General features: G+C 57.2%; 17 protein-coding genes, 2 pseudogenes and 1 other annotated feature. Of the genes and pseudogenes, 7 read left to right on the top strand and 12 right to left on the bottom strand.

The genetic code is table 11. The features are described 5' to 3' along the window. Positions 1-100 precede the first annotated feature (100 nt). From WLQ66_RS16910 to WLQ66_RS16925, 4 genes are read right to left on the bottom strand one after another with little or no spacing between them, the layout of a single operon-like run. Positions 101-1483 (bottom strand): multicopper oxidase family protein, encoded by a 1383-nt coding sequence (locus WLQ66_RS16910; protein WP_340547497.1) that lies wholly within the window; start codon positions 1481-1483, stop codon positions 101-103. Between the two features lie 44 nt (positions 1484-1527). Beyond that, entirely contained in the window at positions 1528-2418 is an 891-nt protein-coding gene (locus WLQ66_RS16915; protein WP_340547498.1) for a c-type cytochrome, read from the bottom strand. Between the two features lie 13 nt (positions 2419-2431). Continuing rightward, positions 2432-3013 (bottom strand): c-type cytochrome, encoded by a 582-nt coding sequence (locus WLQ66_RS16920; protein ID WP_340547499.1) that lies wholly within the window; start codon positions 3011-3013, stop codon positions 2432-2434. A 53-nt stretch (positions 3014-3066) separates the two neighbouring features. After that, positions 3067-3456: a hypothetical protein gene (locus tag WLQ66_RS16925; RefSeq protein WP_340547500.1), complete on the bottom strand. Its 390-nt coding sequence runs from the start codon at positions 3454-3456 to the stop codon at positions 3067-3069. Between the two features lie 602 nt (positions 3457-4058). On the opposite strand from WLQ66_RS16925, the gene WLQ66_RS16930 reads away from it, so the two are divergent. After that, on the top strand, positions 4059-5123 hold the full coding sequence (locus WLQ66_RS16930) for a hypothetical protein (protein ID WP_340547501.1): 1065 nt from the start codon (positions 4059-4061) through the stop codon (positions 5121-5123). 332 nt (positions 5124-5455) lie between these two features. Here the strand turns inward: WLQ66_RS16930 and WLQ66_RS18825 are convergent, their stop codons facing one another. The 6 genes from WLQ66_RS18825 to WLQ66_RS16955 form a co-directional block, all read right to left on the bottom strand. Further along, positions 5456-6139, bottom strand: a complete 684-nt coding sequence (locus tag WLQ66_RS18825; protein ID WP_416633797.1) for a DUF2290 domain-containing protein — start codon at positions 6137-6139, stop codon at positions 5456-5458. Next, positions 6136-8301 (bottom strand): DEAD/DEAH box helicase, encoded by a 2166-nt coding sequence (locus tag WLQ66_RS16935; RefSeq protein ID WP_340547502.1) that lies wholly within the window; start codon positions 8299-8301, stop codon positions 6136-6138. The genes WLQ66_RS18825 and WLQ66_RS16935 overlap by 4 nt, the downstream gene beginning before the upstream one ends. A gap of 870 nt (positions 8302-9171) precedes the next feature. Further along, positions 9172-10995 carry a hypothetical protein gene (locus tag WLQ66_RS16940; RefSeq protein WP_340547503.1) on the bottom strand — a complete coding sequence of 608 codons (1824 nt, stop codon included), beginning with the start codon at positions 10993-10995 and terminating at the stop codon, positions 9172-9174. A gap of 554 nt (positions 10996-11549) precedes the next feature. After that, on the bottom strand, positions 11550-12893 hold the full coding sequence (locus WLQ66_RS16945) for an HlyD family type I secretion periplasmic adaptor subunit (RefSeq protein ID WP_340547504.1): 1344 nt from the start codon (positions 12891-12893) through the stop codon (positions 11550-11552). Between the two features lie 4 nt (positions 12894-12897). Further along, positions 12898-15015, bottom strand: a complete 2118-nt coding sequence (locus WLQ66_RS16950; protein ID WP_340547505.1) for a peptidase domain-containing ABC transporter — start codon at positions 15013-15015, stop codon at positions 12898-12900. Next, the gene (locus tag WLQ66_RS16955; protein WP_340547506.1) at positions 15012-16667 is read right to left on the bottom strand and encodes an ATP-binding cassette domain-containing protein; all 1656 of its coding nucleotides are present in this window, start codon (positions 16665-16667) and stop codon (positions 15012-15014) included. The genes WLQ66_RS16950 and WLQ66_RS16955 overlap by 4 nt, the downstream gene beginning before the upstream one ends. A 999-nt stretch (positions 16668-17666) precedes the next feature. Between WLQ66_RS16955 and WLQ66_RS18830 the strand changes: the two are divergent. From WLQ66_RS18830 to WLQ66_RS16975, 5 genes and pseudogenes are all read left to right on the top strand, one after another. Then, a pseudogene (locus tag WLQ66_RS18830) lies at positions 17667-17870 on the top strand (transposase); the annotation flags it as partial. A 132-nt stretch (positions 17871-18002) separates the two neighbouring features. Further along, positions 18003-18512, top strand: a complete 510-nt coding sequence (locus WLQ66_RS16960) for a hypothetical protein (RefSeq protein ID WP_340547507.1) — start codon at positions 18003-18005, stop codon at positions 18510-18512. Between the two features lie 16 nt (positions 18513-18528). After that, positions 18529-19757 (top strand): IS3 family transposase gene (locus tag WLQ66_RS16965; protein WP_340546359.1). Its coding sequence is split into 2 segments (ribosomal slippage): positions 18529-18817 and positions 18817-19757, totalling 1230 coding nucleotides; the frame shifts between segments, so codons are not numbered across the junction. Further along, positions 18810-18926, top strand: a sequence feature (AL1L pseudoknot). Its footprint overlaps the gene before it by 117 nt. 37 nt (positions 19758-19794) lie before the next feature. Then, positions 19795-20223 (top strand): annotated as a pseudogene (locus WLQ66_RS16970) (IS5 family transposase); the annotation flags it as partial. Positions 20224-20587: 364 nt separating this feature from the next. Next, complete coding sequence (locus WLQ66_RS16975) at positions 20588-21397, top strand: response regulator (RefSeq protein WP_340547508.1); 810 nt, start codon at positions 20588-20590, stop codon at positions 21395-21397. Here WLQ66_RS16975 and WLQ66_RS16980 read toward each other — a convergent pair. Together WLQ66_RS16980 and WLQ66_RS16985 are read right to left on the bottom strand one after the other, a co-directional pair. Continuing rightward, positions 21385-24081: a hybrid sensor histidine kinase/response regulator gene (locus WLQ66_RS16980; RefSeq protein WP_340547509.1), complete on the bottom strand. Its 2697-nt coding sequence runs from the start codon at positions 24079-24081 to the stop codon at positions 21385-21387. The two genes, WLQ66_RS16975 and WLQ66_RS16980, sit on opposite strands and share 13 nt — an antisense overlap. Next, complete coding sequence (locus WLQ66_RS16985; protein ID WP_039152133.1) at positions 24078-24821, bottom strand: substrate-binding periplasmic protein; 744 nt, start codon at positions 24819-24821, stop codon at positions 24078-24080. Before WLQ66_RS16985 ends, WLQ66_RS16980 begins: the two co-directional genes overlap by 4 nt. 169 nt (positions 24822-24990) lie before the next feature. Between WLQ66_RS16985 and WLQ66_RS16990 the strand changes: the two genes are divergently transcribed. Continuing rightward, positions 24991-25824 (top strand): transporter substrate-binding domain-containing protein, encoded by an 834-nt coding sequence (locus WLQ66_RS16990; RefSeq protein ID WP_340547510.1) that lies wholly within the window; start codon positions 24991-24993, stop codon positions 25822-25824. Positions 25825-25833: the final 9 nt, after the last annotated feature.

Below are 25833 nucleotides of genomic sequence, written 5' to 3' on the forward strand. Positions count from 1 at the left end.
CGCCAAGCGGCACTGGCCCGCCGGTGCAGACACCTTCCCCCTTAACCGCACCAGCCAAGGGTCTGGCCGGAGCGGTCTGTTCTGCTGCGGACGTGTTTCGTCATCTGACACGCAGCCAGGTCTTCATACCGGCGGCCTGATGCGAAAGCATGTGACAATGCAGCAGCCAGTCGCCCGGATTATCCGCGATAAAGGCGATTTCGCGGGTTTCCTGACGTGCCATCAGCAGCGTGTCCTTCAGCGGACCGAAACCTCCGTCTGGCAGCACCTCCTGGAAATGTGTGCCATGCAGATGGATCGCATGGGGAAAGGCGGTGTTGTTCTGGATAGGGATCCGGATGATTTCGCCTCTCTCGGCTGTCACCATCGGTTCGGCCGGCAACCCTGCCTCGCCATTGAATGTCCAGATCTGCCCGGCCGCGACCAGCTCGCGCGATGTCAGCAGTTCCCCCTTGTAACGGCCCTGGCGCAGACCGCCCATCGCGCCTCCCTCCATGACCAAAGGGACACTGCGCGCCTCTGTCAGACTGTCCAGCCGTGTGACCGGATTGTCCGGCAATGCCACAACCGCGCCGCGCGCAGCGTCGGCATGACGGCCGCTTACGTCGATCTCCTGCAACAGATAACCGGTCTCGCCTTCATGGAGAACGATCTGGACGTTCTCACCCGGTGCCGCCGAAACATCCGCGATGATATCCAGCCGTTCCGCCGGCCCCAGAACCATGATGCCGGGATCCTCGGGGGTTTGCAGCGGCATCCCGTCGCGGGCGACAATCCTGCCGGTCACGCCACGCAGCGATACCGCCATGATCCTGTCCGTCGCCACATTGACGAGCCGCAGCCTGAGGCGCTGATTTTGCTGAACCTCAGAGACCTGCGGCGTCAAGGCGGCATGGATGAAATTGCCCAGCCGCCCCGCGTGGGTCCAATCGTGCATCGCGCCGAAATCATCGGTGATCTGCGCCGTCTCGCTCAGACGCCAGTCATCAAGGACAACCACGATATCCTGGTCAATATCCGGGGCGTCGGCCTCATCGACAATCAACACGCCGTAGAGCCCCCGCGCCACCTGTTCGGTCGACTGATTGTGCGAATGATACCAATAGGTCCCCGCATCCCTCATCGGAAATTCATAGAGAAACCCATCGCCGGGCAGGACGGCATCCTGTGTCATCCCGGGCACGCCATCCATGGCATTGGGAACCCGCAGCCCATGCCAATGTACGGCTGTTGGCTGCGGCAGGCTGTTGGTCAGGCGGACCTGCAGCAGCTCGTCCTGGCGGGCACGGATGAGGGGGCCGGGCACGGTGCCATCAAACCCCCAGACTTCTGTCTCCGGGTGGTCGCCAAATTCTGGCGGCACCAGCTGCACGCGGCTTGGTCTCGCTTCAAGAAGGCGCGGCGCGGCAGCCGCAGCGCTGGTTCGTGGCCAAAGCGCCATGGCACTGGCGCCCCCCAGGAATTGTCGGCGGTTAAGGATCATACCGTCTCTCCTTCTGTCTCTGGAACTGCTGTTCGGCGCGCTCATCACGCACCGGGCTGGTCATCAAGCAGGTAGGTCGCCATGGCCCTGCGGTCCGTGTCGGTCAGGAATGCGGTTCCATATAGGACAACTTCGCCCATCGTCCCGCCAAAGACGTCGCCATCCGGCATCACCCCCGTACCAAGGGCATAGGCCAGGCTGTCGACGCTCCAACCGCGTGCCAGAAGAGATGGGGGATCAATGGCAGGCGCCTTTCCTCCCCCCGGCAAGACATCATTGCCCTTGAAACGTGCGGTGCCCGTCTTCCGCGCGCCGAGCAGATTGCGGCCCGTATGACAGGCGCCACAATGCGCGGCCCCCTCGACCAGCAGTCGACCACGTGACCAGAGATCATCCTTTCCGGCGACCGGATCTGTCCGCGGCGGTTCAAGAAACGCCAGACGCCAGAGCTTCAGCCCCCATCGCTGGTCGAAGGGAAACGCCATTTCCGGCGGCCTCGATGGCTGCGCCACCGGGGGAACGGTCTGAAATGCCGCCCAGAGATCGGCAATATCCTGATCGGAGAAATTGCCGTAGAACGGGTAGGGAAACGCCGGATAATAGGGCTGCCCCTCCGGAGACACGCCTTGGCGAACAGCCTTGGCAAAGGCGTCGACCGTCCAGCTGCCCAGCCCATGAACGCGATCCGACGTGAGGTTGGGCGCGTAGAGATCCCCGAACGGCGTTTCGATCTTCGCCCCACCCGCAAGCGCTGCGCCACCGTTGGAAAAATCTGTATGGCACGCGATACATCCCGACGCCCTTGCCAGATAGGCTCCGCGGGCGACATCGCCGTCCAGATCAAGCGCACTCGGCCTCGTGCCGATCGGCCAGGCCGCCACCGCGGCAAGCCCGGCCGACACCGTCACCGAGGCGGCAAGGAGATAACGAAACATATGTCTCCCCCTCTCACTCTTTACGAAAACGGGTGTGACAGGCCGAACAGGTTTGGCTCAGCATGGTGAAGACAGCATCGGCAGGCATCTGCTGCAGGGCCTCGGCGCTTCGCGGTCCCCCCATCGTCTGACCGCCCATCATGCCTCCTGCTCCCATCGCAGTGGCCCCCATCATCGCCCCGCTCGACATCATTCCCGTCCCCTCGGCACCGGCCATCATCAAGCCGTTCTCGGCCGCCAGAGCCAGACCTTGGGAATAGGTCTCCAATCGCAGTGCTAGATCGGCAAACCCCTCCCAATCGGCCCAAATCTCGGGTTTGGCGTCTGAGGGATGCCCGTCGGTTCCCTTGGGAAACAGCCCCGTCAGGACCTCCCCTGCGTGGGTCTGAATTGTCTGCGCCTCTTCGCGAACCACCGCAGCATCATAGGGCGTCTGCCCCTGCATCATCGGCGCCAGCAGCTTCATGCTGGCTTTCATGGCATCCATGCCATCCATTCGTTCTTTTACAACGCCTGTGGCGCCGCTATGCGCATAGGCAGCCACGGAAATGAGCGACGCCAATGCAGCGCCGGTAAGCAGTTTGGAACATGTCATCTTGTTTTCCCGATTGAGGTCCAGAATGCGCGTCACATGCGCAGGATCAGTCTTCAGGACCGGCCACGCGGCGGCGGTGGTTCAAACCCGGTGATGGCCAGCGGTCGCAGCAGCATCAACGGCAGATCAGGACGAAAGTTCCGCGGATCGGGCTGCATCGACGGCCAGCGGCCCAACAGAACCGCAACCCCACCACAAAGCGAGCTGCCATGACAATGATCCGCAGGGCGGCTACCCGCCACATCTTGATCCATGTCCTGAACCGAGACCGCGATCTGCGCCTCCCCGCTGGCACCATGGGCCTCTGCCCGATTTGCCGACAGGACAAGCGCCGCTATCAGCAGGCAGGCCGCCAGCACCACGGAGCCGATTGCCGATCTGGCCCCGGTTGCAACTCCGGCTCCGGTTTCTACTCTGGAAAAGAGGCACAAGGCTCCGTTCATCCCATTGTCGCGGCCAGGTTCAGCGGCTGAAACAAAGATGCCCGCCCCCGCCGTTGCGGTCAAGCGGGCTTGCGGCGGGGTTTTCCGCGCTGAAGTGTACCGCTTTGGTTTGGTGCGCCTCGTTTCATGACTGGTATGATGGCTGTAGGCGCTGGGACGCTATTTTACTTCGGTATTGCATCCAGTGCCTGTGCCTGAACGCGAAGATCCCCGCCGGAGCGAGGTTTAAGGTTGTGATATTTCATCGATGCGTTGGTTGCGGGAGCAGGATTTGGACACTGTTTCATTCAAGCCCGATAACTTACGACTGCGTCGCCACCCGCCATCCGTTGCAAGCGTAGTCTAATTATCTCGTACGTCCGCTGTGCGCAGAAAGCTGACTTTGCAAAGTCTCGGGGGCTGGCAGTCGGACGGCGATCCCATGCTGCACGAGCAATGAAAGGAGCAGACCTTCGCTGCAGGTGCAGCCACCAACCATCATCGAACGGAAGGGATGCGGGACAAAGCGCCTTTTCGCAGCGGCTGCGCCAATGACTGCTCTTGAACACTAGGGCTCGTCAAAGATCCAATAGTTCTTGCGTATCGGCCCTACGGGAGTGTTATTGGTCGACATGCTTCTATATATTTTTCTTGGATTTCTCATCGGGTTTGTACTTTCTCTGCGGTTTATTCGAAACCCGCGCAAAGCTCTCAACTGGGGAGTAATATTGGGTGTCGTCCCTTTGGTTTTGCTGCTGGGACCAGCCAATGCTCCTATGCAGGGCATTGGCTCGGTTCTGAACTTTGCTTTCTTCGCGCTTGGACCCATCATGCTAGTTCCATTTGTGGCAAGCAGCGCTGCACTCGGCATGGCTGGCGCTTCGATTGTGTTGTGGATCGGGCACCAGCGACTAAGGTGGGCCTCGCGGGCAACTGGGGTTGCAATCCTGGGGCTGACAGCATCAGCAACACTTTTGCCAGTCGCGCAGCGTGAATTAGCAAAGCGCCATTTAGTTGAGGATCAAGATGTTCGGGCGGCAGAAATCATCCGCGCGGATTTCACGGGCACCTTGGCAGAGCATCAGGTTGCTTTTCCAGCGAGTCCTCGCCTCCGCGTATTCGACGACTGTGCGCCGGATGTTCAAGCTGGGCTATTCGGATGCTCAACAAACCTAACCAACCCCGTTTCCGGTTTCACCAAGCCAAACGACGTACTCCTGCATGAACGTCGCGACCCTATCAATTTTCGAACCATCAGAGTTTCACCTGTAGAGCATGACTGTCGCCTAGGAAACGACTACTGCCTCACACAAGAAAAAGTGGATCATTGGTGTCGCGAAATCCGCCCAGATCAGGCCGATAGTATCTGGTGCCGCGACATGCCGACGATGCAATTTGAACTACGTAGAGATGCGACGTCTGGCCCATCTGACCGAGACGAACCGGAACTGACCGCACAATACTCTGACACTGCGCTCGGGCCTGGACGGGTCACATGTTTCTATAGCCCCGACCCGGCCGAAACTGACAGGCAAGGCGTAACCTGCCGTCTTGTTTTCGAGTTAGCGAATAGAGTAAGCGCCACCCTAGGCGTTCGCCGTGAGCAAATAACTGCAGGCGATCCGGAATTGATTAAAACGATTGAGTTGATCCCTGATTACTGGGCAAGTTTGACGGAAACTCGCTAGCGGACCTTTGTTGGGTCTGCAGCATCGGGAAATTTTGTTGGGTCTGCAGCATCGGGAAATATGGGCTCAGAGCCGCTTTGCGGCGATGCGGCGACAGGATTGGCGCGAAACTTCACCAAGATGCTTCTTCCAGACGACGCCAGGCAGCCCAAAGCGGACAAGAGGGCGCATCCGGCTCTGACGAAAGCGGACCTTCGCAGGGATTTCACCTACGACAGGTGGGCGGGACAGAGCGGACATTTTCCAAGGTTGCGAAAACCCTCAACTTGTGGCCATTTTCTTTGCACGAGTGGCGGCAGACTGACTTGAAGCGAAGGACAGGAAGCCTGAACTTATGTGTTCACTGCGAAGGTCATATGCAATTCATAGGCATCGGGTTCCGTGATGGCTCTAACTCGATAGGGCGCGGGGTGCTTGAGGAGACCTTCTACGACCGGTAGCTGGTCTGGATAAAAATTTTTGAAGATGAAACGAGAAAACGAATTCCAACACATCGAAAGGGCTACGGGGATCCTTGATGATGACGGGCCAATATGGACATGGTTCGTGGGGTGACCATCTCCGGCATTTTTGGGATCGAGTTCAAATCTGAAAGGGGCTCGAATACACAGGCGAGCCTTTAGTTCGGCCGATGGAAGCTCCTCAATGAAATCTTCTAAAGGATATAGCTCCTCACCAACTTCGAGTTCTGACTTTTCGAAGCGGACTGGGCATGGAATGTAGTAGAAGCGACTCTCTATGATCTCGGATCCGTCGAACTGCGCAGAAACTTGAATTAGCCCACCATCCATAAGCAGAATTGAAAAATCGTTGCAGCGAAGGCACTCAAGATACTCCTGCAGGTCTAGATCGTTAACCCGTCTATAAGTCCGAACGCGACTGGTGGCCCAGTTGACAGAAAAGTGGTTATTCCCTAGAGGGCGAGCGACATGGGAAGATATGTTAAGGGCAATACCTTCCTGGAGGCAATGCGCGCAAAAATCATCTAAACATCTGGAAAATGTTGTCGCACTCATCCATCGCCTCTAGGTACAATTTTTGAAAGCGCACTCAGAAAATCTTCCGGGAGGGCATCAGTGGAAAGTTCCCCCTTATTGATCTGTTCAATAATGCTAGAGAAATCGGATACGCTTCTATTGATTTCCTTTTGCTCGGCTTCAGATCGATCCCGATGAATTCTTCGCATTTTCTTGATTTCTTCGGCGTTCGGGTAACTGAACTTCAGGTGGAAACCTTCGGCAGCAATTTTTTCGAACTCAGCACTTAGCTTTTCGCTGGCGGCTCCAACACCATATACTCTTACCCAAGCGCGGGACCGAGTTATAGCCGTGAATAGCGTATTTCTCTTCTTAGCCAACTCAAGTCCAGCAAAGCACTCGTGTGAATTTAGTACATAGACCATGGCCGCCTCATTACCCTTTGCTCGGTAAATGTGGGAAACGGCTATACTATCATCAACAAATATTTCATCTCGGCTGGAATTGACACCCGCCAGATGTGACTGAATACCTCTGTTCATGAGCTCACGAAAAACTACGGAAAATTGACTTTTTGAGGTGTAGGCATTAGGTAGAATGATCAAAATATCTCGGGCGAGAAGTTCATCTGCTAGAAGGTTTTTCTCAATATCAGCGGCAACCGATTCAGCTTGTTTTTGCGCGCTTTCAAAGCTCCGAAACTGAACTGCGTCCTCTGGAGAGATAAGTGCCCTTTCAGGATCGGAGAAAAATGCAGGCGAGCACTCTGGTTTGCGCTTCAATGAAACACCTTTTCCAAGGGCAAGTTCGCCTTTTGCCGTCTCGTAACCGATCTCCTGCCAAAGTGCCGGTTCGTCAAAGATTTGAACCAAGCTTGGTGTCGATTCTGATGGGGCTTCGCGTGCAATTCCGAACCCAAGACCATGTGCAACAGTCAAAGCCCATGGTGTATTTCTGTAGCAGACAGGAAGTACGATATCTTGAGGTGGTCGATTTGGGTCCTTTCTCAACTGCACCAAAGGCTGACCTTCGCTGTCGTTGCCAAAGAGTGCTTCAGGAGAGGGCATGCTGTATTCGCCGAGGTTCTGCAGCTCGTCGTATGCCCAAACAATCCGTTTGGGTGCTTTGCATACTGAGTAGGCCATTCTAAAGAACGAAACCGGTAAGTCTTGCGCTTCATCGATCAGTATCGCGTCAAAAAGCTCGGTAGGATTGTCGAACTTCTTTAGGGCGGTCAACAACTCGGTACAGGCCCCGTCAAAGCTCTCCTTTCCATATTTTCGATCTGCGGCACTCCATGTCAGCGGCTCAACATCATGAGCTCGTGCTGCTTGAGAATAAAAGCCCGGCTCGGATCGACTGCCCCAGCAATGGAAAATGTGAATTTTTGACCAGTCTGGTTCATCTTTCTTCGTCTCATACATAAAGCGACGAACTAGATCTTTGAACTGTTGCTGTAGAGCGCGGCTATAATAAGTGACGGCAATATCCCAGTCTGGATGACGCGCGTGTAGGTAAGCGGCCTTCAAGGCTAGAACAATAGTCTTGCCTGATCCAGCTAGACCTCGAATCCGCTGTGGGCCTTCTGGGTATGCAATTGCAGACTTCTTCTGCCACGAATCTAGGTTTGCTACACCTGCTTCGATTTTCTTTAAAACTGCGCCGCGTGAATCATCCCTACCAACGTTGAGCCTTTTGTTATTAGGTTTGATAGTCGTTACGCGTTGAATCGTGGCATTAAGAGACGCCTCATGATCCTCGCTTACACTCGGAAATGCCTTGATGATTTCGAGTAAATTTTCGGGAGATGCATGCAGAACGTCTTCATCATCTACTTTGATATCGTCGGAGAAATAAGTGATTATCTGAGGTTTCAGAACTAATTCGCGACGTTTAACTAGATTTTTATTATCGAAGAGCTTTGAGTTGATGTTCCGAAAAATTTCGTCTTGACGGTCAAGCAGTTCCTCAACCCACTCGTCGTGGTGGGAAATCCCCTGTATCGGTGCTGTCAGGTCAAACAACACGAGTCCATGTTCACGAGTTACAAGCAGAGCGTCAGCGCTGACTTGCCCATCTGCGCTATCGAATAGAGGGTAGGCAAAGTATAGCGTCCCTTCTAGGTCGGCTTTCGAAAGCACATCGCGAAGGCTTGTTTCGGCAACTGTTTGACCAGCGGAACCAAATACAATGTCGAGCATCACTTTCCCCTCAGACACATCAAGACAGTCGTTCTGATGCTGTTAGCCTATGATGTTAAAACCGCAGTCAGCGTAGGCTGCATGTCTTCTTCTAACGATATTGGGCGCTTACGGCCAGTACGCTACAATCAGAATTTGAGGCATCGAGCAAGCGCTGAAGCCCGTTCGGCCCCGTAGAACCTAGTTACCGAGCTAACAACGGTATTGGGTCAGGCAGCAAATGCGGCACCAGCGAAAGACTGAGAGGTGACCGACGGCCGCAATGGACTCCAAAGCAACCGACCTCAATGTCTATCTGGATGTCCGCTTCGGTGACTGCGCGAGGCTTTGCAAAGCCCGCTTCCTGCGCTTCGCTGACGTTTGAGCGAGGTGCAGCATTGCCATGGCAGATCGGTCAGCGTGGAATGTCCGCTTCCGGGAAATTGCTCGGGATCTTTTGCCCTCGCAGCAGAGTGCCCACTGCGCCTGGCTCGAATGTCTTGTTTGGGCTGCCTGCCGTCATTCACACTTGGTGCGGCGATTGCCCAGTCAGAGCCCAAAGCTTCAAGTGCTGCGACTGACACGAAGGGATGCGGAGCCCAGAAAGCTGCCGCTGCAAAGTTGCGAACCGTGTTCGCCCTTCTGACCTGACTGGCCCAGGGCTGCCATTGATCGGATGTCTCATCGCTACAGCAGGCCGCCCCGAAGCGGCATTCGCATTCAAGTGGAGCATTTCAAGCCCACCGACACTTCAGCTGAGTTGCCGCTACTCGCTGCAGCCACGTCCAGAGGATTAGTTCAGTGTCGGGTTTGCACAGTGTCAGCCACTTGGTTTTCATACCAGCTTCAACCAGATTTGCTCAGGCGGCTTCTGAAGCTCTCCGCTTTTCTCTACCAGTTGATTGCATCTGAACTATCCATATCGAAGTCTAGGTCGTCACAGAACGTTTCCGCTCCCTCTCTATCATCAGACAAGTTAACTGCCGCATCAGACCCGTTTTCATCGGTTCCTTCTACTATAGCATCCATCCAGTCTGTACTTTCTTCGAGTTCGAACTCGTCTTCATCATCTGAGTGCAAACTGGAGGAGTTTTGACCTTCTTCTAGGCTTCCTCCATTTCCGGGATTGCTGTCGTGATAGCCATCGGCGTCGTTGCCATGACCATTGTTGCCGTCGTCACCATCATCCTGCCCGGACTTGTTTCCTTTGCCGCCCCCCTTCCCGGGGTTGCTGTCGTCATAACCATCGACGTCGTTGCCATGGCCGTTGTTGCCGTCGTCACCATCATCCTGCCCGGACTTGTTTCCTTTACCGCCCCCCTTCCCGGGGTTGCTGTCGTCATAACCATCGGCGTCGTTGCCATGGCCGTTGTTGCCGTCATCGCTATCATCCTGCCCGGACTTGTTCCCTTTGCCGGATCCCTTCCCGGGATTGCTGTCATCATGACCATCGGCGTCATTACCATGGCCGTTATTGCCGTCGTCACCATCGACAGCGGGGTCTTCCTCCGGTTCAGAAGTACCGCCGTCTTCACCAGCGGGCTCATCCTCCGGTTCCGAGGTCCCGCCGTCTTCACCAGCGGGCTCATCCTCCGGTTCCGAGGTGCCGCCGCCATCGCCAGCAGAGTCACCCTCCGGTTCAGAGGTGCCGCCGCCGTCGCCAGCGGGTTCATCCTCCGGCTCGGAAGTGCCGCCGCCGTCGCCAGCGGGCTCATCCTCCGGTTCGGAAGTACCGCCGCCGTCGCCAGCGGGCTCATCCTCAGGTTCGGAAGTGCCGCCGTCGTTGCCAGCGGGCTCATCCTCGGGTTCCGAGGTCCCGCCGCCGTCGCCAGCGGGCTCATCCTCCGGTTCGGAAGTATCGCCGCCGTCGCCAGCAGGCTCATCCTCAGGTTCGGAAGTGCCGCCGTCGTTGCCAGTGGGCTCATCCTCCGGTTCGGAAGTACCGCCGCCATCGCCAGCAGGCTCATCCTCGGGTTCCGAGGTCCCGCCGCCATCGCCAGCAGGCTCATCCTCCGGTTCGGAAGTACCGCCGCCGTCGCCAGCGGGCTCATCCTCAGGTTCGGAAGTGCCGCCGTCGTTGCCAGCGGGCTCATCCTCGGGTTCCGAGGTCCCGCCGCCATCGCCAGCGGGCTCATCCTCCGGTTCGGAAGTACCGCCGCCGTCGCCAGCGGGGTCTTCCTCCGGTTCAGAAGTACCGCCGTCTTCACCAGCGGGCTCATCCTCCGGTTCCGAGGTGCCGCCGCCATCGCCAGCAGGGTCACCCTCCGGTTCAGAGGTGCCGCCGCCGACGCCAGCGGGTTCATCCTCCGGTTCCGAGGTGCCGCCGCCATCGCCAGCAGGCTCATCCTCCGGTTCGGAAGTGCCGCCGCCGTCGCCAGCGGGCTCATCCTCCGGCTCGGAAGTGCCGCCGCCATCGCCAGCAGGCTCATCCTCCGGTTCCGAGGTGCCGCCGCCATCGGCAGCTGGCTCATTCTCCGGCTCGGAAGTACCGCCGCCATCGCCAGCGGGCTCATCCTCCGGCTCGGAAGTACCGCCGCCATCGCCAGCGGGTTCATCCTCCGGCTCGGAAGTACCGCCGCCATCGCCAGCGGGTTCATCCTCCGGCTCGGAAGTGCCGCCGTCGTTGCCAGCGGGCTCGTCTTCTAGCTGGTCAGAATCGCCACGGCTGTTGTGCTGTGTAAGGGGTGCCGCGATTTCATCAGCGGCAAAGGACACATCCGGATTTTCGCTTGCAACAGGCGATCCCTTTTCTTGTCCGGCTTCGATACCTGAACGACCTGAAATCGGTGCTTCAATTTCATTTCCCTGGTCGAAACCTTTGGAATTGCTCCCTGAGTTCCGGGAGCCGCCGGGGCCTTGCTTCTCGCCGTCAACTAAGGCCTGTCCTTCAGGCGGTGATTGCTCACTGCTATCGGCAGAAGTGTTTTCTACAGCCTTTGCCTTTCCCTCAATGAACCTGTCTGAGAAAGCACGGACCTGTTCAGTGAAATACGCTCGGAGAGCTCCAACGTTAACCGAAAAGCCCGATGTTTCTGTCACGGATTGGAGGTTATGCTGATCAGGTGCCTGTTGACCCTTTGAACCGGGTCCGTGTTCTTCCTGAGCAGAAGAACCGGCGTTCTGACCTGAATTTTTGTTGGTGTTGGCCATTCCTGTGCTCCACAGCACGGCAATTACTGCGTGTCTAAAGTTATTTCATTTTCAGTGTAATAAACCCTTAATGAGGGTGTTCGCTAAATTATTTTCCCCATTAGGGGCAGTATGCGTTCTCACGCCTCAGTAAGGGCGCGATCCCGCAAAACACGCAAAGGCTTGAAGAAATACTCCAGAACAGTCTTCCGTCCCGTCTGGAGATCGGCGGTGACAGACATTCCAGGCCTCAATGGCAAATCCGCAAAACTCGCGGACTCCTGCGCAAGAAGTCTCAACCTAACCCGATAACGTGCTTCCCCCTGTTCATCCACATTACTGGAAGGAGAGACATGGGTAACCTCGGCAGGTATGCCCCCGAAACGCGCAAAATCATAAGTCAGCACTTTGACCACCGCTTGGAGCCCCGGAGTGATGTCGCTGATCCTGTCAGCCGGGACTACCAGCTCCGCGAACATCTCACCCGCGACGGGGACCACCGTTGCGATAACCGCGCCAGCAGCAACCACCTGTCCCGGGTCGGCGACTGTCATGTCCTGAACTCTGCCTGCAACCGGTGCCAGTATCTCTTCGCGGTCTATGCGAGGACTAAGGCGGGCAACCTCCTTTTCGAGGCTGGCAAGCTCTGAATTGATTTCAGCAAGCCTCTGAGCTGCAAGCTCCAGCCTTTCAGCTTCACGCTGGACCAAGGCCAATTCCGCTTGGTCAAGCTTGAGAGCCGCCGAGGCAGCTTCGCCGCGTGTTTCAGCTACTTCCCTGCGAATAGAGGCCAGTACGCGTTTATTGTCATCCAGTGCTGCAGCACTTGCGCTGCCGCTTGCCGCAAGCTGTTCCATCCGTCTGAGTGACGCCTGTGCAAGCTGCGCCTGATGTTTAAGTTCGGCTAACTCACTGCGCGCAGTTTCCAGTTCCACTCTGGCAAGTTCGGCACGTGAAGCCAGCATACGGTTTTCAGCAGAGGCAACACGTTCCTGCATGCTGAAAACATAAGACTGGTCCGCCCAGGGCCCGCCTGAATTCTCCAGGAAAGTCCCGCCTGAAAGCACGGCCTGCTGCCGGGTTGCCTCCGCATGCAGGGTCTCTTGGCGTGTATGAAGCCCTGCGAGGGCAGCTCTGGCTTCGTCCACATTTATCCGGACGAGAACCTGGCCTGCTTCCACTGTGTCACCTTCTCTCACCAGAACCTGCTCTACGACCCCTCCTTCCAAATGCTGCGCCGGGCGTGAGCCATCCAGTGGAAGAACCAGTCCTTCAGCCACAACCGTTTCATAAACTGGCGTCAACGCGGCCCAAGCGATTGCTGCGGCAAAGGCGCCTCCGATCCAGAAAATCAGAGAACGGGAGAGCCCATCGTCATGTGGTTCATCAAGAGGGCCGGCAATCGCCAGTCGGCGTTGCATGAGATCATTCTCAAGTTTCTTGTCACTGTACCGGCTTTTCCAAGGCAGAATGCGGTTTAGCATGTGCTCATCTTTCGGGTTTGCCAAAACCGGCCGCAATTCCGGACCGGAGTTTGAGTTCGAAGTCGGCCGCCCGCACATGGCTGGGACGGTGTGTGGCCATCAGCACTGTCAGGCCGCCCCGCTGACGGGTCAGCCAATTCATGAGAGCGGCTTCCAGTGCGGAATCCATCGCATCTGCAGGATCATCCAGGAGCAGGACCCTCGGTTCGCGCAAAACTGCCCGAACTACTGCAAGCGCCTGTGCGGTTCCGCGAGGGATCGTGGCCTGCCGCGCGGCGGTCAGGCGTGTTTGAAGGCCGTCAGGCAAGCTAGCTAGAAAGGAAGAGAGCCCAAAGACAGCAGATAGTTCTTCCAATTCGCCGTCCGTCGCAGAGGGCTTACCCAGCCGCAGATTCTGCGCCACGGTGCCATGAATCAACGCTGGTGTCTCCGGAACATGTGCGACCAGGCCGCGCAAGGCACTTACCGGCAGCTGATGACTGTTCACTCCGCCGATCAAAACTTGCCCTGCCCGGAGCGGGGACAGTCCGTTGATGCAGCGTAAAAGAGTGCTCTTTCCTGCCCCCGACGGGCCAGTCACAACTACAAAACTGCCAGCAGGAATCTTGCAAGAGATCCCGCTCAATGCATTTGTGGAAGAGCCTGGATAGCGGCTGACGGCGCGGCGGATTTCTATTGACCGGTCGACATCGAATTTTTGCGGCGCAGCTTTCTGTTCCTGCTCGTCCGGGAGCTTCATAAGCGCGTCGATTTGCTTGATCTGGCTGCGGAAGTCCGACACACGGCTAAGGAGTTGATAGGCACTCTGAATAGGGGCCAGTACACGCCAGCTGATAACCATAGCAGCCAGAAGAGATCCGTTTGTTATCTGGCCTTTCATGACAAGCAGCGCACCTGCCACTGCGATCAGCCCTCCAGCAACAGGAGTCGCGGAGGCCGCAACGGCATCAAGCGTGCGCCGCAAAACGGCAACCCGTTGCTGCGCTCTGGAATTGGCACGCCCTGCCCGGGCCACTGCTGCCAACCAATGATCCTCCTGGCCGTTTGCGTGAATTTGGCCAATGCCATGGCAGACTTCATGCACGAGGCCGTTATAATGCGCCCGCGCCTTGCGGGCTTCGCTGGACCGGGCTTTGAGCGAAGGGTAGGTCGCCCAGGCCAGAACGGCGCAAAACAGGCAAACAGCCAACGGAATAAGCGCCAGTTGCCAGCTCCAGAAAGCGAGCCCCGCCAGCAGTAAAACTGCAATTGGGATATCAAAACAAACTTCAAGTGCTGAACCTGTCAAAGCACTGGGTGTCGCCGCGAGCTGCCTGGCTCGCGCCCCTTGCGCCGCAACACTGCTCTGACCTAGACGGTCCATCGGCAAGGACAGGATTTTGGCAAGAATTTCTGTAGTCGCTAAATAGTCCAACCGGGCTGCGATACGCGCAGCAGTACGAGCACGGATGCGCCGGAATGCAAGATCGCTGACAATCACCAACCCCAGGCCAAGTCCGATTGCCGACAGCGTATCTAGAGCTCCTGTCGGAATCACAACACTGTACATGCCGACAATGCCGAATGCTGAGGCTATCGAAATAGCCGCGATCGCCAGTTTGGTCAGCAGCAGGCGCAGGAACTCCCGCCTCATCGCTGATAGGCGTGATTTGAACCAGGAAGACGGCTGCTCAGCAAGCTCGTCAGGCCGGTGAAAGGTTACAAGTACGTCACCCGGCCTTGTAAAGGATGCCCTAAGTTCGCCGGAAACAGGATCCACTGCGCGCTTCTGTTCAACATTTGAAGCGACGTAGGGGTATCCGGCTGCGTCAATCAGTAGAACCGGACCTGTTCCGGTTCGAAGCGCCTGAGAGGTGGCCGGGGTCTGCCGGGTTTCCACCCCCAGTCGATAGAAGGCGTTGCGCAAGTCCTCAATCGAAAATGCTCCAGAGAAGTGGGGCATCGAGTGAAACAATCCTACGCCGGACTGCACCCATTCCAAAATCTCAAGGCAGCGCAGGAACGCAGCCACCATCGGATCCTGTGTTCCCACACCCGGCAGCAACCCTTGCGCGATCGCTCCTTCGAATTGATCCAAGGCCTGATCGCGATAGAAGTCGGAACTTGCAGTGACTGAGTTCATGCACTTTGCGCCCTTTGAACGGACGCCTCTGATGCTGAGACTTGCTCCAACCGGCCCCCACGCATAGTCAAAACACGATCAGCGAGCCGGATGTATGACGGTCTTGCCGAAACAAGTATCAAGGCGAACTTGCCTTTGTGGGCTGCAAAATAATCCCTCAGCAAACTATCCGCCTCTGCATCAAGCCCGCCATTTGCCTCGTCAAAAATTATGATGTCCGGCTGGAGTGCCAGGGAGCGCACAATATGCAAGCGGCGGATGAGTGCCGTCGGCAAATGCTGTGAACCAGTTTGATCCAGCCGGGCGTTCATTCCATTTGGGTGTTCTGCAAATGACTTCTGCATTCCAAGATCAGAACAGATATTCAGAACCTCCTGGAGCCGGTCCGGATCACCCGCTGTCATTAACTCCAGAGCAGTACTGTCCGGCAGCCTGGCATGCTGCTGCAAAAGCTGCATGCGCTGCCCGATAAGGCGCGGATCGCAATCGCCAATCCGGCTGCGGTTCCAAAACACCTCGCCCTTGTCCGGCAGCAGCCGCCCTGTCAGAGCCTGCAGCAGGGTTGACTTCCCGCCGCCCGAGGGACCGGTAATCGCAACGGTCTCCCCAGCTGAAACATCAAGGGACACATTGTCCAGAAGGACTCTGCCTTCAGAGCAATACACGCAGAGGTCTTTTGCCTTCAGCGTCTCTAGAGGACCGGGAGTGTTTTCCCCCAGAACAGGCAGCGGCTGGGACAGAAACTTTTCGAGGCTTTTTTCTGCTGGACGCAACGCAAACCGGGCTTCCCGGGCAGTTTGAGCCCGCAGCAAGGGCTGGATTATCCTGCCTGAGAGCAAGATTGCTGCGGCCAGGGCGCCTGCAGTCATCTGATTGCTGACAACAGCATAAGTGCCGGCGGTGGCCATGAGAATTGGAACGGAACTTGCCGCAGTTTCAGTCAGAGCACGCCGAGTGCCTTTTGCGAGCGTTGTTTTTTCCCTAGCATTTGCAGCCCCGAGCGCCAGGGCTTCATGTCTCCGGGCCAAAAAGGGCTCCGCATGCATGCCCTTGATCGTTTCTAAGCTGTCAAAAGCCTCATTGACAAAGGCAGCGCTCCGCTTGGTCTTTTCAGATAGCTCCTGATTGGCCTTGTCCATGCGCTGCAAACCCAACTGGGCAAGCATTACGACAGCCAGCGCCAAGCAAAGTACCCAGATCAAGCCGGGCGCAATCAAAGCGAAAGCCGTTCCAAAAACAGCTGCAAATGGAAGAGTGAAACGCGACTGACGCGCCTCCGATGCATACAGCGCGCGGACGCGTTCGATCGTGTCGAAGTGGCCAAGCGTTTCAACCGGATCGTGTGGCTCGGATGCTGTTCGCCGCTTGAACAAAGTCAGATAAGCCAGACGATCAATGGTGTGGATTTCAAATTTTGCAGCTGCATTGGCAGCAACTGCTGCGGATGCAGCTCTAAGCACCGTTTCACCAACTGCGGCAGTCAGCAGAAATGCCAGAAGGACTGCCAAGGTGGCATATCCCTTGTTCGGAATTACTCTGTCGAAGATCTGAATAATGACCAGCGGAAGCGCCAATGCCAGAAGATGGGCAAGAAACGCCGCAAGCTCTAAGGAAAGAGGGCGGGACACCTTATTTTCAGGCAGTTTCTGCATTTCTTCGAAGCCCGGCAGACAAGTAGGATCCTTGTTTTAGTCTGCACCGATGAAGATTTCGTTTCGCGGAATGGTTGAGGCTCAAGGGGAAGAGCAGCGTAGTACGCTTTGGAAAGGGAAGTTTGTTGGTTCTTCGTGGGAACTGTAAATCGATACATTCTAAATGTCTGCCAAGCTGCATCAAAAAGTGGCCCGCTCGCACATGCAGCGAAAGACTGCTTTCCGCCCGACCTGCAAGCGTACTCTTCTCGGCCATGCAACGGCCGGAGGTCGGCTTCGGGCCGCCTGCAGCCCTTGCCTCCAAACAGGCGAGTGGCCGCATTGTCCCGCAACCTGCAGAACCGGGCTCTCTTCCTCGCTGCGACATGTATGAACGGCTGATTTTCACGCCGCGGAGCCAAGCCGAAAATGATGCGGTCGCGGCGATTTTCGTGCTGCGAGCGCGCGCAGCAAGATTTTGACACTTCCGCTGTGGGCTCACTGCCGACTTGCGGCAATGCGGCGGCAGGGTTGCAGCGAAACTTCACCAGGACGCTTCTACCAGACGAGGCCAGGCAGCCCAGAGCAGACGGTCGTGCCAGGCCCGGCGCTGGTATCGCCGCAGGTGCAAAGGTCTGGGGCCAAATTCCCGGAAGCGGACGCTCGGCAGGGCCGAACTGCTTCACGGGATGCTGCGGGTAGCACCGGAGGCCGTGGAGCGCAGGAAGCGCCCTTTGCAAAGTCTTGGGATCTGATATCCGGCCGGCGACCCTACGCTGCATGAGCGATGGCAGGAACAGACCTTCGCCGCACGTGCAGCCACCAACCATCATCGAACGAACGGGATGCCGGACAAAACCGACCTTGGCTTTCCCCTCTTTTCTGGTGCAGCAGCGCATTGTACATCCAGCGATCTTCTCGCTGCAACGCATCCCTGTCGCGAAAGCGGACATTGCCTGACGCGACGACTACAATCGGGGAAATGACACAGACTGGTATCGGTAGGCGCTTGAAAACAGGGGGATCGATTCGTGTATCCCATCGCAGATAGGCCGCAAGCTCCCGACCCCACACGAAAAGGCCTGCTATCGCAAGCGCCACAAGATCGAGAACAGCTTTGCCCGACTCAAGGACTGGCGCCGCATCGCGACGCGTTTCGACAGATGCCCGGAGGTATTTCTGTCCGCATGTGCCTTAGCGGCCGCTGTCATGTTCTGGTCATGAATTTTTCCCCTAAATCCAGCCGCAAAGTCAGGAAAAATTATCATTTTGGTGCGATTGAAAAATCATGCCGCTTAGTTGCGCGTGGTTACCGGCGCGATCAGCTAATGGGCGAGTTCAGTATAGGAATTTATGATGTTAAGCTCCGTATCCATCACCAACCGTATCAATCTAGGATCTGCAGCAATCACCGCGTTGCTTATTGTTGTGGCATCTTTCTCGCTTTTTGCTGTGAGAGATCTAGGAGGCAGCTACAAAGAGTACAGGTCAACCGCCAAGCAAAACATCGCGATTAGTGACTTTGTGGAGGATCTGTTTCAGGCTAGGATCGCAGCTCTTAAGTTCCGTGAGGTTAGAAGCTCCGAAAATGCCGACGAGGTTCAGTCTAACATTGCCGAGATCATCAGAGACGGAAATGACCTGACCGTTTTCGAAGGTAACCGCCACTACTCCGAGGAAATCAGGAAAGTCGTCGTTGCCTCTGAAAAGTACATGGAGCACTTTCAGCGACTAAGGGTGGAAGTAGAGCTCGAGGAAAGTCTTGAAAACAGCCTCCTAGAAGCCGGTAGAACCGCCCGCGAGAGTTTGACTGGCCTGAATGGAGCAGTGAACCGCACCGGGTTTGCCGGAGGCTTCAACTCCTGAGTAGGATGAAGTCACAATGAGCAAGACAACAAACAAGTATTCTCCTGAGGTCCGCGAGCGTGCGGTGCGTCTGGTGCTGGACAACCAGGGCCAGCACAGTTCCCGCTGGCAGGCAATCATGTCGATCTCTGCGAAGATCGGCTGTTCGGCGCACACGCTGAATGAGTGGGTGAAGAAGGCGGAAGTCGACAGCGGCAAGCGGGCGGGTGTTCCAACTGATGTCGCCGACAGGATGAAGGCGCTTGAGCGGGAGAACCGCGAACTGCGCCAGGCGAACGAGATCCTCCGCAAGGCATCGGCGTATTTTGCGATGGCGGAGCTCGACCGCCGGTCGAAGTGATGGTGTCATTTATCGACATGCATCGCGGTGAGCATGGGGTCGAGCCGATCTGCACTGTCCTGCCGATTGCCCCTTCCACGTATTACGAGCATCTGGCGAAGCGGGCCAATCCGGCCCGGTTGTCGGACCGTGCCCGGCGTGACGCGGCATTGCGGCCCGAGATCCTGCGTATTTTCGAAGAGAACTGGCGGGTCTATGGCGTGCGGAAGATCTGGCGGCAATTGCAGCGGGAGGGTTTCACTGTTGCCCGCTGCACGGTCGCCCGGCTGATGAAGAGCATGGGTATGCAAGGCATCATCCGGGGCAAGCCGCACAAAACCACGGTGCCCGACAAAAGGGCCCCGTGCCCGCTGGACAAGGTGAACCGGCAGTTCCGTGTGCCCGCGCCCAACATGCTCTGGGTCAGCGATTTCACCTATGTTGCCACCTGGAAGGGGTTCACCTATGTCGCCTTCGTTATCGATGCCTATGCCCGCAAGATCGTTGGTTGGCGTGTCAGCACCTCGGCGCATGCCGGGTTCGTTATCGATGCTCTGGAGCAGGCTGTTCACGAGCGGCGGCCGACAAAGGCGATGGGGCTTGTTCACCACTCCGACCGCGGCAGCCAATACCTGTCGATCAAGTACACAGAGCGGTTGGGAGAAGCTGGTATCGAGCCCTCTGTCGGCAGCGTCGGAGACAGTTACGACAATGCCCTGGCCGAGACGATCAACGGCTTGTTCAAGGCTGAGGTCATTCACCGCCGCGGCCCTTGGCGCAACTGCGAGGCGGTGGAATACGCAACACTCGAATGGGTGGATTGGTTCAACAACCGCCGCCTGCTCGAACCCATTGGGAACATCCCGCCGGCAGAAGCAGAGGCCAATTTCTACACCGCTCTGGAAACTGAGGGCATTGCCGCGTAACTAACTGAAATCAGCCTCCGGCAAACCCGGTGCGGTTCACATCGGTGATGCGCCCATTCTGCCTGATCTCCTTGACCAAATCCCGGCAGACGAAGAGATCGGTTCCGTGACCGCCGACGGGGCCTACGACAAGCGCAAATGCCACGAGGCGATTGCCACCCGTGGTGCCGCCGCTGTCACCCCGCCCCGCAAGAACGCCAAGCCCTGGAAGCCAACGAGCCCGGGCGCAGTGTCACGAAACGAAGCCCTGCGCGCCTCGAAGTATCTCGGCCGCGCCATCTGGCGACGGTGGAGCGGATATCACCGCAGGAGCCGGGTTGAGTCAAAAATGAACTGCATCAAGCTGCTCGGCCAATCCCTGATGGCAAAAGACTTCGAACGCCAAGTCGCCGAGCTGCAGGTTCGTATCGCCGTACTGAACGGCTACACGGCGCTTGGGATACCTGTCACAGTTTCCGTAGGATAAATCCGCCCCGGGGAAAGGGGAACTGCGGTCGGAACCCGATTTGTGCAACAACGCCCATCTAGACATCAATAAGCCATTGATTTTATGCCCGTGGAAAGCCCACACTCGCACCAGTCTTTCACTTTTTCGACTCTTATGTTTTCCTCTGGGTAGGGAACTGGGATCGGTCTTGCTCACACCACTTGCAGATTGTTCAACCGCCGCGAGCAAGATCTTTGTGAACGTGGCTGAGCGGCCAATTGAAAGCATCAAAAAGGCAGGATATTTCTGCAACACCTGTTCAATGACCAGTCTTACACGGTAACAAATGAAACAGCGGCCGTAACCTCCGGTCCAAGATGCATAGCATTCCGGAACGCAAAGCATGAAACAGCTCAAACGCCACTTGCCGCCCCTGACTTCTCTGCTTGCGTTTGAAGCTGCTGCCCGCCTGGGCAGTTTTACCGCTGCCGCGGAAGAGTTGAATGTCTCCCGCGAGGCTGTCAGCCGGCAGATCCGGACATTGGAAAGCCATCTTGGCATTTCTCTGTTTGAGAGGGACGCGAACCGGGCGCTCATGGGGGCCGCCGGAGCGCGCTTCTTTGCGACGGTGTCACCCAATCTCACCGCAATTGCAGTTGCGGCCAAAGAACTGGCCGGAGAAGTCGGCAATGGCACTGAACCGGAAGACGCGGTCCTTCCGGAAAATGATGAGGAACTGCCTTCGGTTCTTGTGGTTGATGACACGCCTCAAAACATTCACCACTTGCACGGCCTGCTGAGGGACGCTTACCGGATTATTCCGCAAACCTCCGGCAAAGCAGCCCTGTCTTTTCTCGCGGGGGAGCTGGCAGACCTGGTCCTGCTGGACATCAGGATGCCGGATATGGATGGCTACGAGGTTTGCCGGCAAATCAAATCCACGGCCAGCCTTGCTGATACACCGGTGATATTCCTGACCAGTCTCGATGATCCGATGGATGAAACCAAAGGCCTGGAAATGGGCGCTTGCGACTTTATCACGCGGCCGATCGTGCCCGCCGTTCTGCGCGCCCGGATCCGCAGCCATGTTGACCTGCGCCAGGCGAAAACGGCCTTGGAAAAACTGCTGGCACGGCGGGCAGACCGGCTCGAGAAAGCCGAGCAGCTACTGGCCCGGATGTGTGCCGATATCGGACAGTTTCAATCGTCGTGAATTGCGTGAGCGAGCTGTTCCGCAATTTGACCAGCCGCTTCGAAGTCCAGCGCCGTCAAGGCAGCACAAAGGCTTTGAAGTGCCGCCCTGGCAGAGCCGGGAAGATCCCCTGATCCTGTATTCTGTACTTCTTCAAGGGCCTGAATGTCACGGTTCCTGACAAGTGCAGCAATCCAGTTCAGCCTTTCCGGAGTAAGCGATAATTCATGTGCATAGATGGGGCCCCATGCGCCGGACTGCGCAAGCATCCGGGACAGGGCCTGCTCCACTATTCCGATGGAGACGACTCCGGTCTCAGCGCCCGCCGCAAGTTCCGCCAGCCTGCCGGCCCCCACCGTGCCGGCTGCCCCTTTGATGACATGAAGGAGATTGGCCACGCCCGGGCCTTCCGGCCTGTCGCCCTGGGCAGCCAGACCTGCAGACCATTCACCCAAACTGGCATAAAACCGACGCAGGGAAGCTTCATAGTGCTGCCGGTTGCCGCCCGCGTAAAACAGCCCCTTTTCCTGATCAATTTTCAGCAATTGATTGCTGCCGCAAAGGCCGGCCAGAAGACTGCGCAACTGCGAAGGGTCGATCGGCTTAGGGATAAACCCGGCAAAGCCGGCGGCTGTGCAGCGCTCGGCTTCTTCCTGCGTGGCGTTGGCCGTTGCGGCGACCACAGGCGCCAAACTTGCCTGATACCTGCTCTGAAGATTCTCCAGAGCACGGTACCCGTCCATCACAGGCATATGCAGATCCATCAGGATCACGTCCGGCATCGCCTCTGCGGCTTGTTCCATTGCCTCGATACCGTTCGTTGCTGTGCGCACCGCGGCACCAAGTGCTTCCACCAGCGAAACAATGACGGCCAGATTGACTGGGTTGTCTTCCACCACCAGCACATCCAGGTCGGCAAGGATGTCGTCCTTTGGTGGTTTCGGGTTGCCGCCGGTTTGCAATTCCGAAACAACTGCAGCCAGTTCCCTATGGGTGATTGGGAAAGCAAGACGTTTGCGTTCCGTGCTGCCCGAAGACTGTATAAAAAATGTTGCATGGGCCGCTGTGACGGTGACCGTGACCGGCGGTGTTGGGCCGACGATGATTGCCGCCGCCCGGTTTGCCATTATCTGAAGCTGCCGGACCGGTCCCTCCGTGCCCTCAACCTTGATCAGATCCGCGGCTTCGTTTTGCCGGGGCGCGGACCGGGTTGGCGGGTGCAGAAGGATCGCAAACTCAGCCCCCCTGCCAGGCTCACTTTCCACCAGAAGCCTGCCGTGCATCCTGTCCGCAAGCCTTTGGGCAATGGACAGGCCAAGCCCGGTTCCCCCGTACTGGCGGGTGGTTGAACTGTCGGCTTGCCCAAAAGCCTTGAAGATGCCTTCGATCTGTTCCGGGGAGATTCCAATTCCGGTGTCTCTCACGCCCAGGCGCAGAGCGCCGTTATCATATGCAGCCAGCAGGCGGATCTCGCCCTCTTTAGTGAACTTCACCGCGTTGGAGGCAAAGTTGACCATGATCTGCCGCAGACGCAGAGGGTCCGCACAAACCTCTTCAGGCAGATCCGGGGCGTAGGCCCAGGTCAGCAGCACTGGTTTGCCAGCCATCAGAGCTCTTGTCTGAATCAGCACATCGTCCAGAAGATCATCAAGACGGAACCAGACTTGCTCCAGCACCAGTTCCCCGGCCTCGATCTTGGAGAGGTCCAAAATACTGTCGATGTTCTCCGACAGTTGCGCGGCGGCGGCGATCAGATCAGTCAGGTTGCGCGTACCGGTGTTGCCTTGACCGTCCCGCAGAAGAATGCCGGACAATCCGATAATCGCATTGAGCGGTGTACGCAGCTCATGGCTCATGTTGGCAAGAAAGATTGACTTGGCCTGAGAGGCTTCGACTGCTTCGTTGCGCGCCACCAGCAGTTCGCGGGTACGTTCGTCCACAAGCCCCTGCAGATTATCGCGGCTGGCCTCAAGTTCAGTCACTGTGCGCCGGAATGCACGGGCCAGACGGGAAATCTCATCCTGCCTGCTTACATCGAACATTCGCTGGTCGCGCCCTTTCAGTTGGAACGAGTACCCATCACGCACTCTGAGAGCAGCCGCCTGAAGCCGGGCAAGAGGACGGATAACAATCAATTGCACAATCAGGAAAATAACAGCCGTCACCAGCAGGGTCTGCAGAATGCTTGAGCCGAGCACGACATAGCTGCGGGCAACCATATCTTCCTGAACCGGGCGAAAGTCCAACTCCAGCGCCAGCCGGCCGATCTCACTGCCGTCCCGCGGGTTGGTCAAGACGTAGGAAAGCTCCTCCGCCTGGCTGCCGGGCTGAAACAGGATGCCCAGCCAGGGCGGCGCCGGCGGCGGCTGGCGCGAGACGGACAGGTCGATTAAGCCGCTGCTGTCGCGCTGCGCTTCGGTCAGAAGCGGGTCGTCAATACGCGCGCTCAGGATGACCGGATCTTCAAGCAGGCCGTTCAAAATGGCGCGGACAGCGGGAACGTCCACCTCCCAATATGCCCCGGCAATCTGCGGCAGCGTGGCCCGGATGATCCGGTCGGCATTTAGCCGCGCCGCCCCAATTCTAAGGGAGTGTTCCGCCAGCAGGGTATACACGCCCAGAAACAGGCCGGATAAAACCCCCAGCAGCGCAGCAGCGAGCGCGATTTTACGTGTGATGCCTGCAGGTTTTAGTTTTAGCCTCATCGCGAGAAATAGTGGTGCAGGTATTCAGGCGGGATCCGGTTTGCCTGCATCCTTTCCAGTTCAGCCTGCAGGCGGCGAGCCATATCATCGCCTTCCGGCGAGCGGTGAAAACCGATATAGCGGGCGTGCTCCGCCAAAGGGGTCGGCAGAAACTTCAGTTTGTCCAGCGCATTCAGTTCACTGGCTACATAATGCAGTGTCTCGTAGCCACCGACAATCAGATCAGAACGGCCAAGAAGCAGCTTGCGAAGATTGGTGAAATCATCCAGCGAGGCTTCGCGTTGCAGCGGCTGGTAATGGTCGAAACCCGCCTCGTATGTGAATCCTGAAACCACACCTACAACGAGGCCGTCCAGGTCCGAAAGCGTATGGACATCCTGGATCGGGGAATCTTTCAAAGTCACGAAAACAGTGCGCGTCCGGCGCAGAGGGCCGACCATGTTCCATTTCTGAAAACGCTCAGGCGTCGGCGCCAGCTGAAAGACGGCATCAAGCTGGCCAGTCTCGAAATCCAGCAAGGCGCGCTTCCAGGGCAGCGGCCTGTGGTCCAGGGTGACCCCGATCCGTTCTGCAGCCTCGTTCAGGATCTGTACGTCAATGCCCGAGTATTCGCCTTCGATTGAGTAGTTGAAGGGCGCAAAGCCTTCCATGGATCCGACCACCCAAGTTTCTGCCCGGACAGGGTGCATCATGATGCCAAGCAGGCAGATAGAAGTCACGATCTGCAAGAGCCGGTTCATCAGTCATCCACCGCTGGTTACGCGCCAGTGCCAGAGTATCCGTGCGCGCATAGGTCAGGCAAGCAGGCAGCCTGTCAAAAAAGTTCCGGTGCCAGGGGAACTTTTTCGTCTCTCACGCTGAACAGTTTTCGGCTGTTAACCATCCGGCAGACGAGAAAGGGAGAGAAACATGAAACACCTGATTGCCACCACAGCCCTGGCCAGCGTTGCTCTGACACCGATTGCAGCCACTGCCGCGGAATGTACCAATGACACCTGGAACCGGATTCAGGAGCGCGGCAAGATCGTTGTCGGCGTCAAAGCAGACTACAAGCCCTGGGGTTTCCGGGACACTGACGGCTCGATTGTCGGCATGGAAATTGACATGGCCCAGGATGTTGCTGAGACACTTGGCGTTGAACTGGAACTGACCCCCGTCGTCGCTTCGAACCGGATGCAGTTTCTGGAGCAGGGTCAGATTGATCTGATGATTGCCACCATGACCGACCGCGCCGACCGCCGTGAAATCGTCGGAATTGTCGGCCCGAATTACTATACGTCGGGCACCAATATCCTCGCCCCGAAGGCATTGGGGTTCTCTTCTTGGGATGAATTGAACGGCAAACCGGTCTGCGGCGTGCAAGGTGCGTTCTACAATCAGATTATTGAAGACAAATACGGCGCCCAAATCGTAGCCTTTGGCGGGTCCGCCGAAGCTCGCCAGGCGTTGCGTGACAAGAAATGTGTTGCCTTCGTCTATGACGATTCCTCTATCGGCTCGGCAATTGCTTCCGGCGAATGGGCAGACTTCGAAATGCCGCTGGCCTCCGAAGACGACAGCCCTTGGGGCCTGGCGGTTCCGAAGGGCGAAGAAAGCTGTGTCTTTGGCCGTTTCATGACCGGCATGCAGTACGGCTGGCATCAGGATGGCAGCCTGATCGAGTGGGAAACCAAATGGGGCATCAAACCGACGGCCTACCTGCAGAACCTGAACGCCAAACTGGCGGACCCGGTTGCAGAATAAGCATTGGCC

Origin of the sequence: Phaeobacter sp. A36a-5a, from assembly GCF_037911135.1 — a bacterium.
Classification (GTDB): domain Bacteria; phylum Pseudomonadota; class Alphaproteobacteria; order Rhodobacterales; family Rhodobacteraceae; genus Phaeobacter; species Phaeobacter bryozoorum.

Bases quoted from the DNA above. Each gene is read 5' to 3' on its own strand.
- WLQ66_RS16915 (WP_340547498.1), bottom strand. From the start codon at position 2,418: ATGTTTCGTTATCTCCTTGCCGCCTCGGTGACGGTGTCGGCCGGGCTT.
- WLQ66_RS16980 (WP_340547509.1), bottom strand. From the start codon at position 24,081: ATGAGGCTAAAACTAAAACCTGCAGGCATCACACGTAAAATCGCGCTC.
- WLQ66_RS16985 (WP_039152133.1), bottom strand. From the start codon at position 24,821: ATGAACCGGCTCTTGCAGATCGTGACTTCTATCTGCCTGCTTGGCATC.
- WLQ66_RS16945 (WP_340547504.1), bottom strand. From the start codon at position 12,893: ATGCTAAACCGCATTCTGCCTTGGAAAAGCCGGTACAGTGACAAGAAA.
- WLQ66_RS16990 (WP_340547510.1), top strand. From the start codon at position 24,991: ATGAAACACCTGATTGCCACCACAGCCCTGGCCAGCGTTGCTCTGACA.
- WLQ66_RS16910 (WP_340547497.1), bottom strand. From the start codon at position 1,483: ATGATCCTTAACCGCCGACAATTCCTGGGGGGCGCCAGTGCCATGGCG.
- WLQ66_RS16925 (WP_340547500.1), bottom strand. From the start codon at position 3,456: ATGAACGGAGCCTTGTGCCTCTTTTCCAGAGTAGAAACCGGAGCCGGA.
- WLQ66_RS16950 (WP_340547505.1), bottom strand. From the start codon at position 15,015: ATGAACTCAGTCACTGCAAGTTCCGACTTCTATCGCGATCAGGCCTTG.
- WLQ66_RS16920 (WP_340547499.1), bottom strand. From the start codon at position 3,013: ATGACATGTTCCAAACTGCTTACCGGCGCTGCATTGGCGTCGCTCATT.
- WLQ66_RS16960 (WP_340547507.1), top strand. From the start codon at position 18,003: ATGTTAAGCTCCGTATCCATCACCAACCGTATCAATCTAGGATCTGCA.
- WLQ66_RS16975 (WP_340547508.1), top strand. From the start codon at position 20,588: ATGAAACAGCTCAAACGCCACTTGCCGCCCCTGACTTCTCTGCTTGCG.
- WLQ66_RS16935 (WP_340547502.1), bottom strand. From the start codon at position 8,301: ATGCTCGACATTGTATTTGGTTCCGCTGGTCAAACAGTTGCCGAAACA.
- WLQ66_RS18825 (WP_416633797.1), bottom strand. From the start codon at position 6,139: ATGAGTGCGACAACATTTTCCAGATGTTTAGATGATTTTTGCGCGCAT.
- WLQ66_RS16955 (WP_340547506.1), bottom strand. From the start codon at position 16,667: ATGCAGAAACTGCCTGAAAATAAGGTGTCCCGCCCTCTTTCCTTAGAG.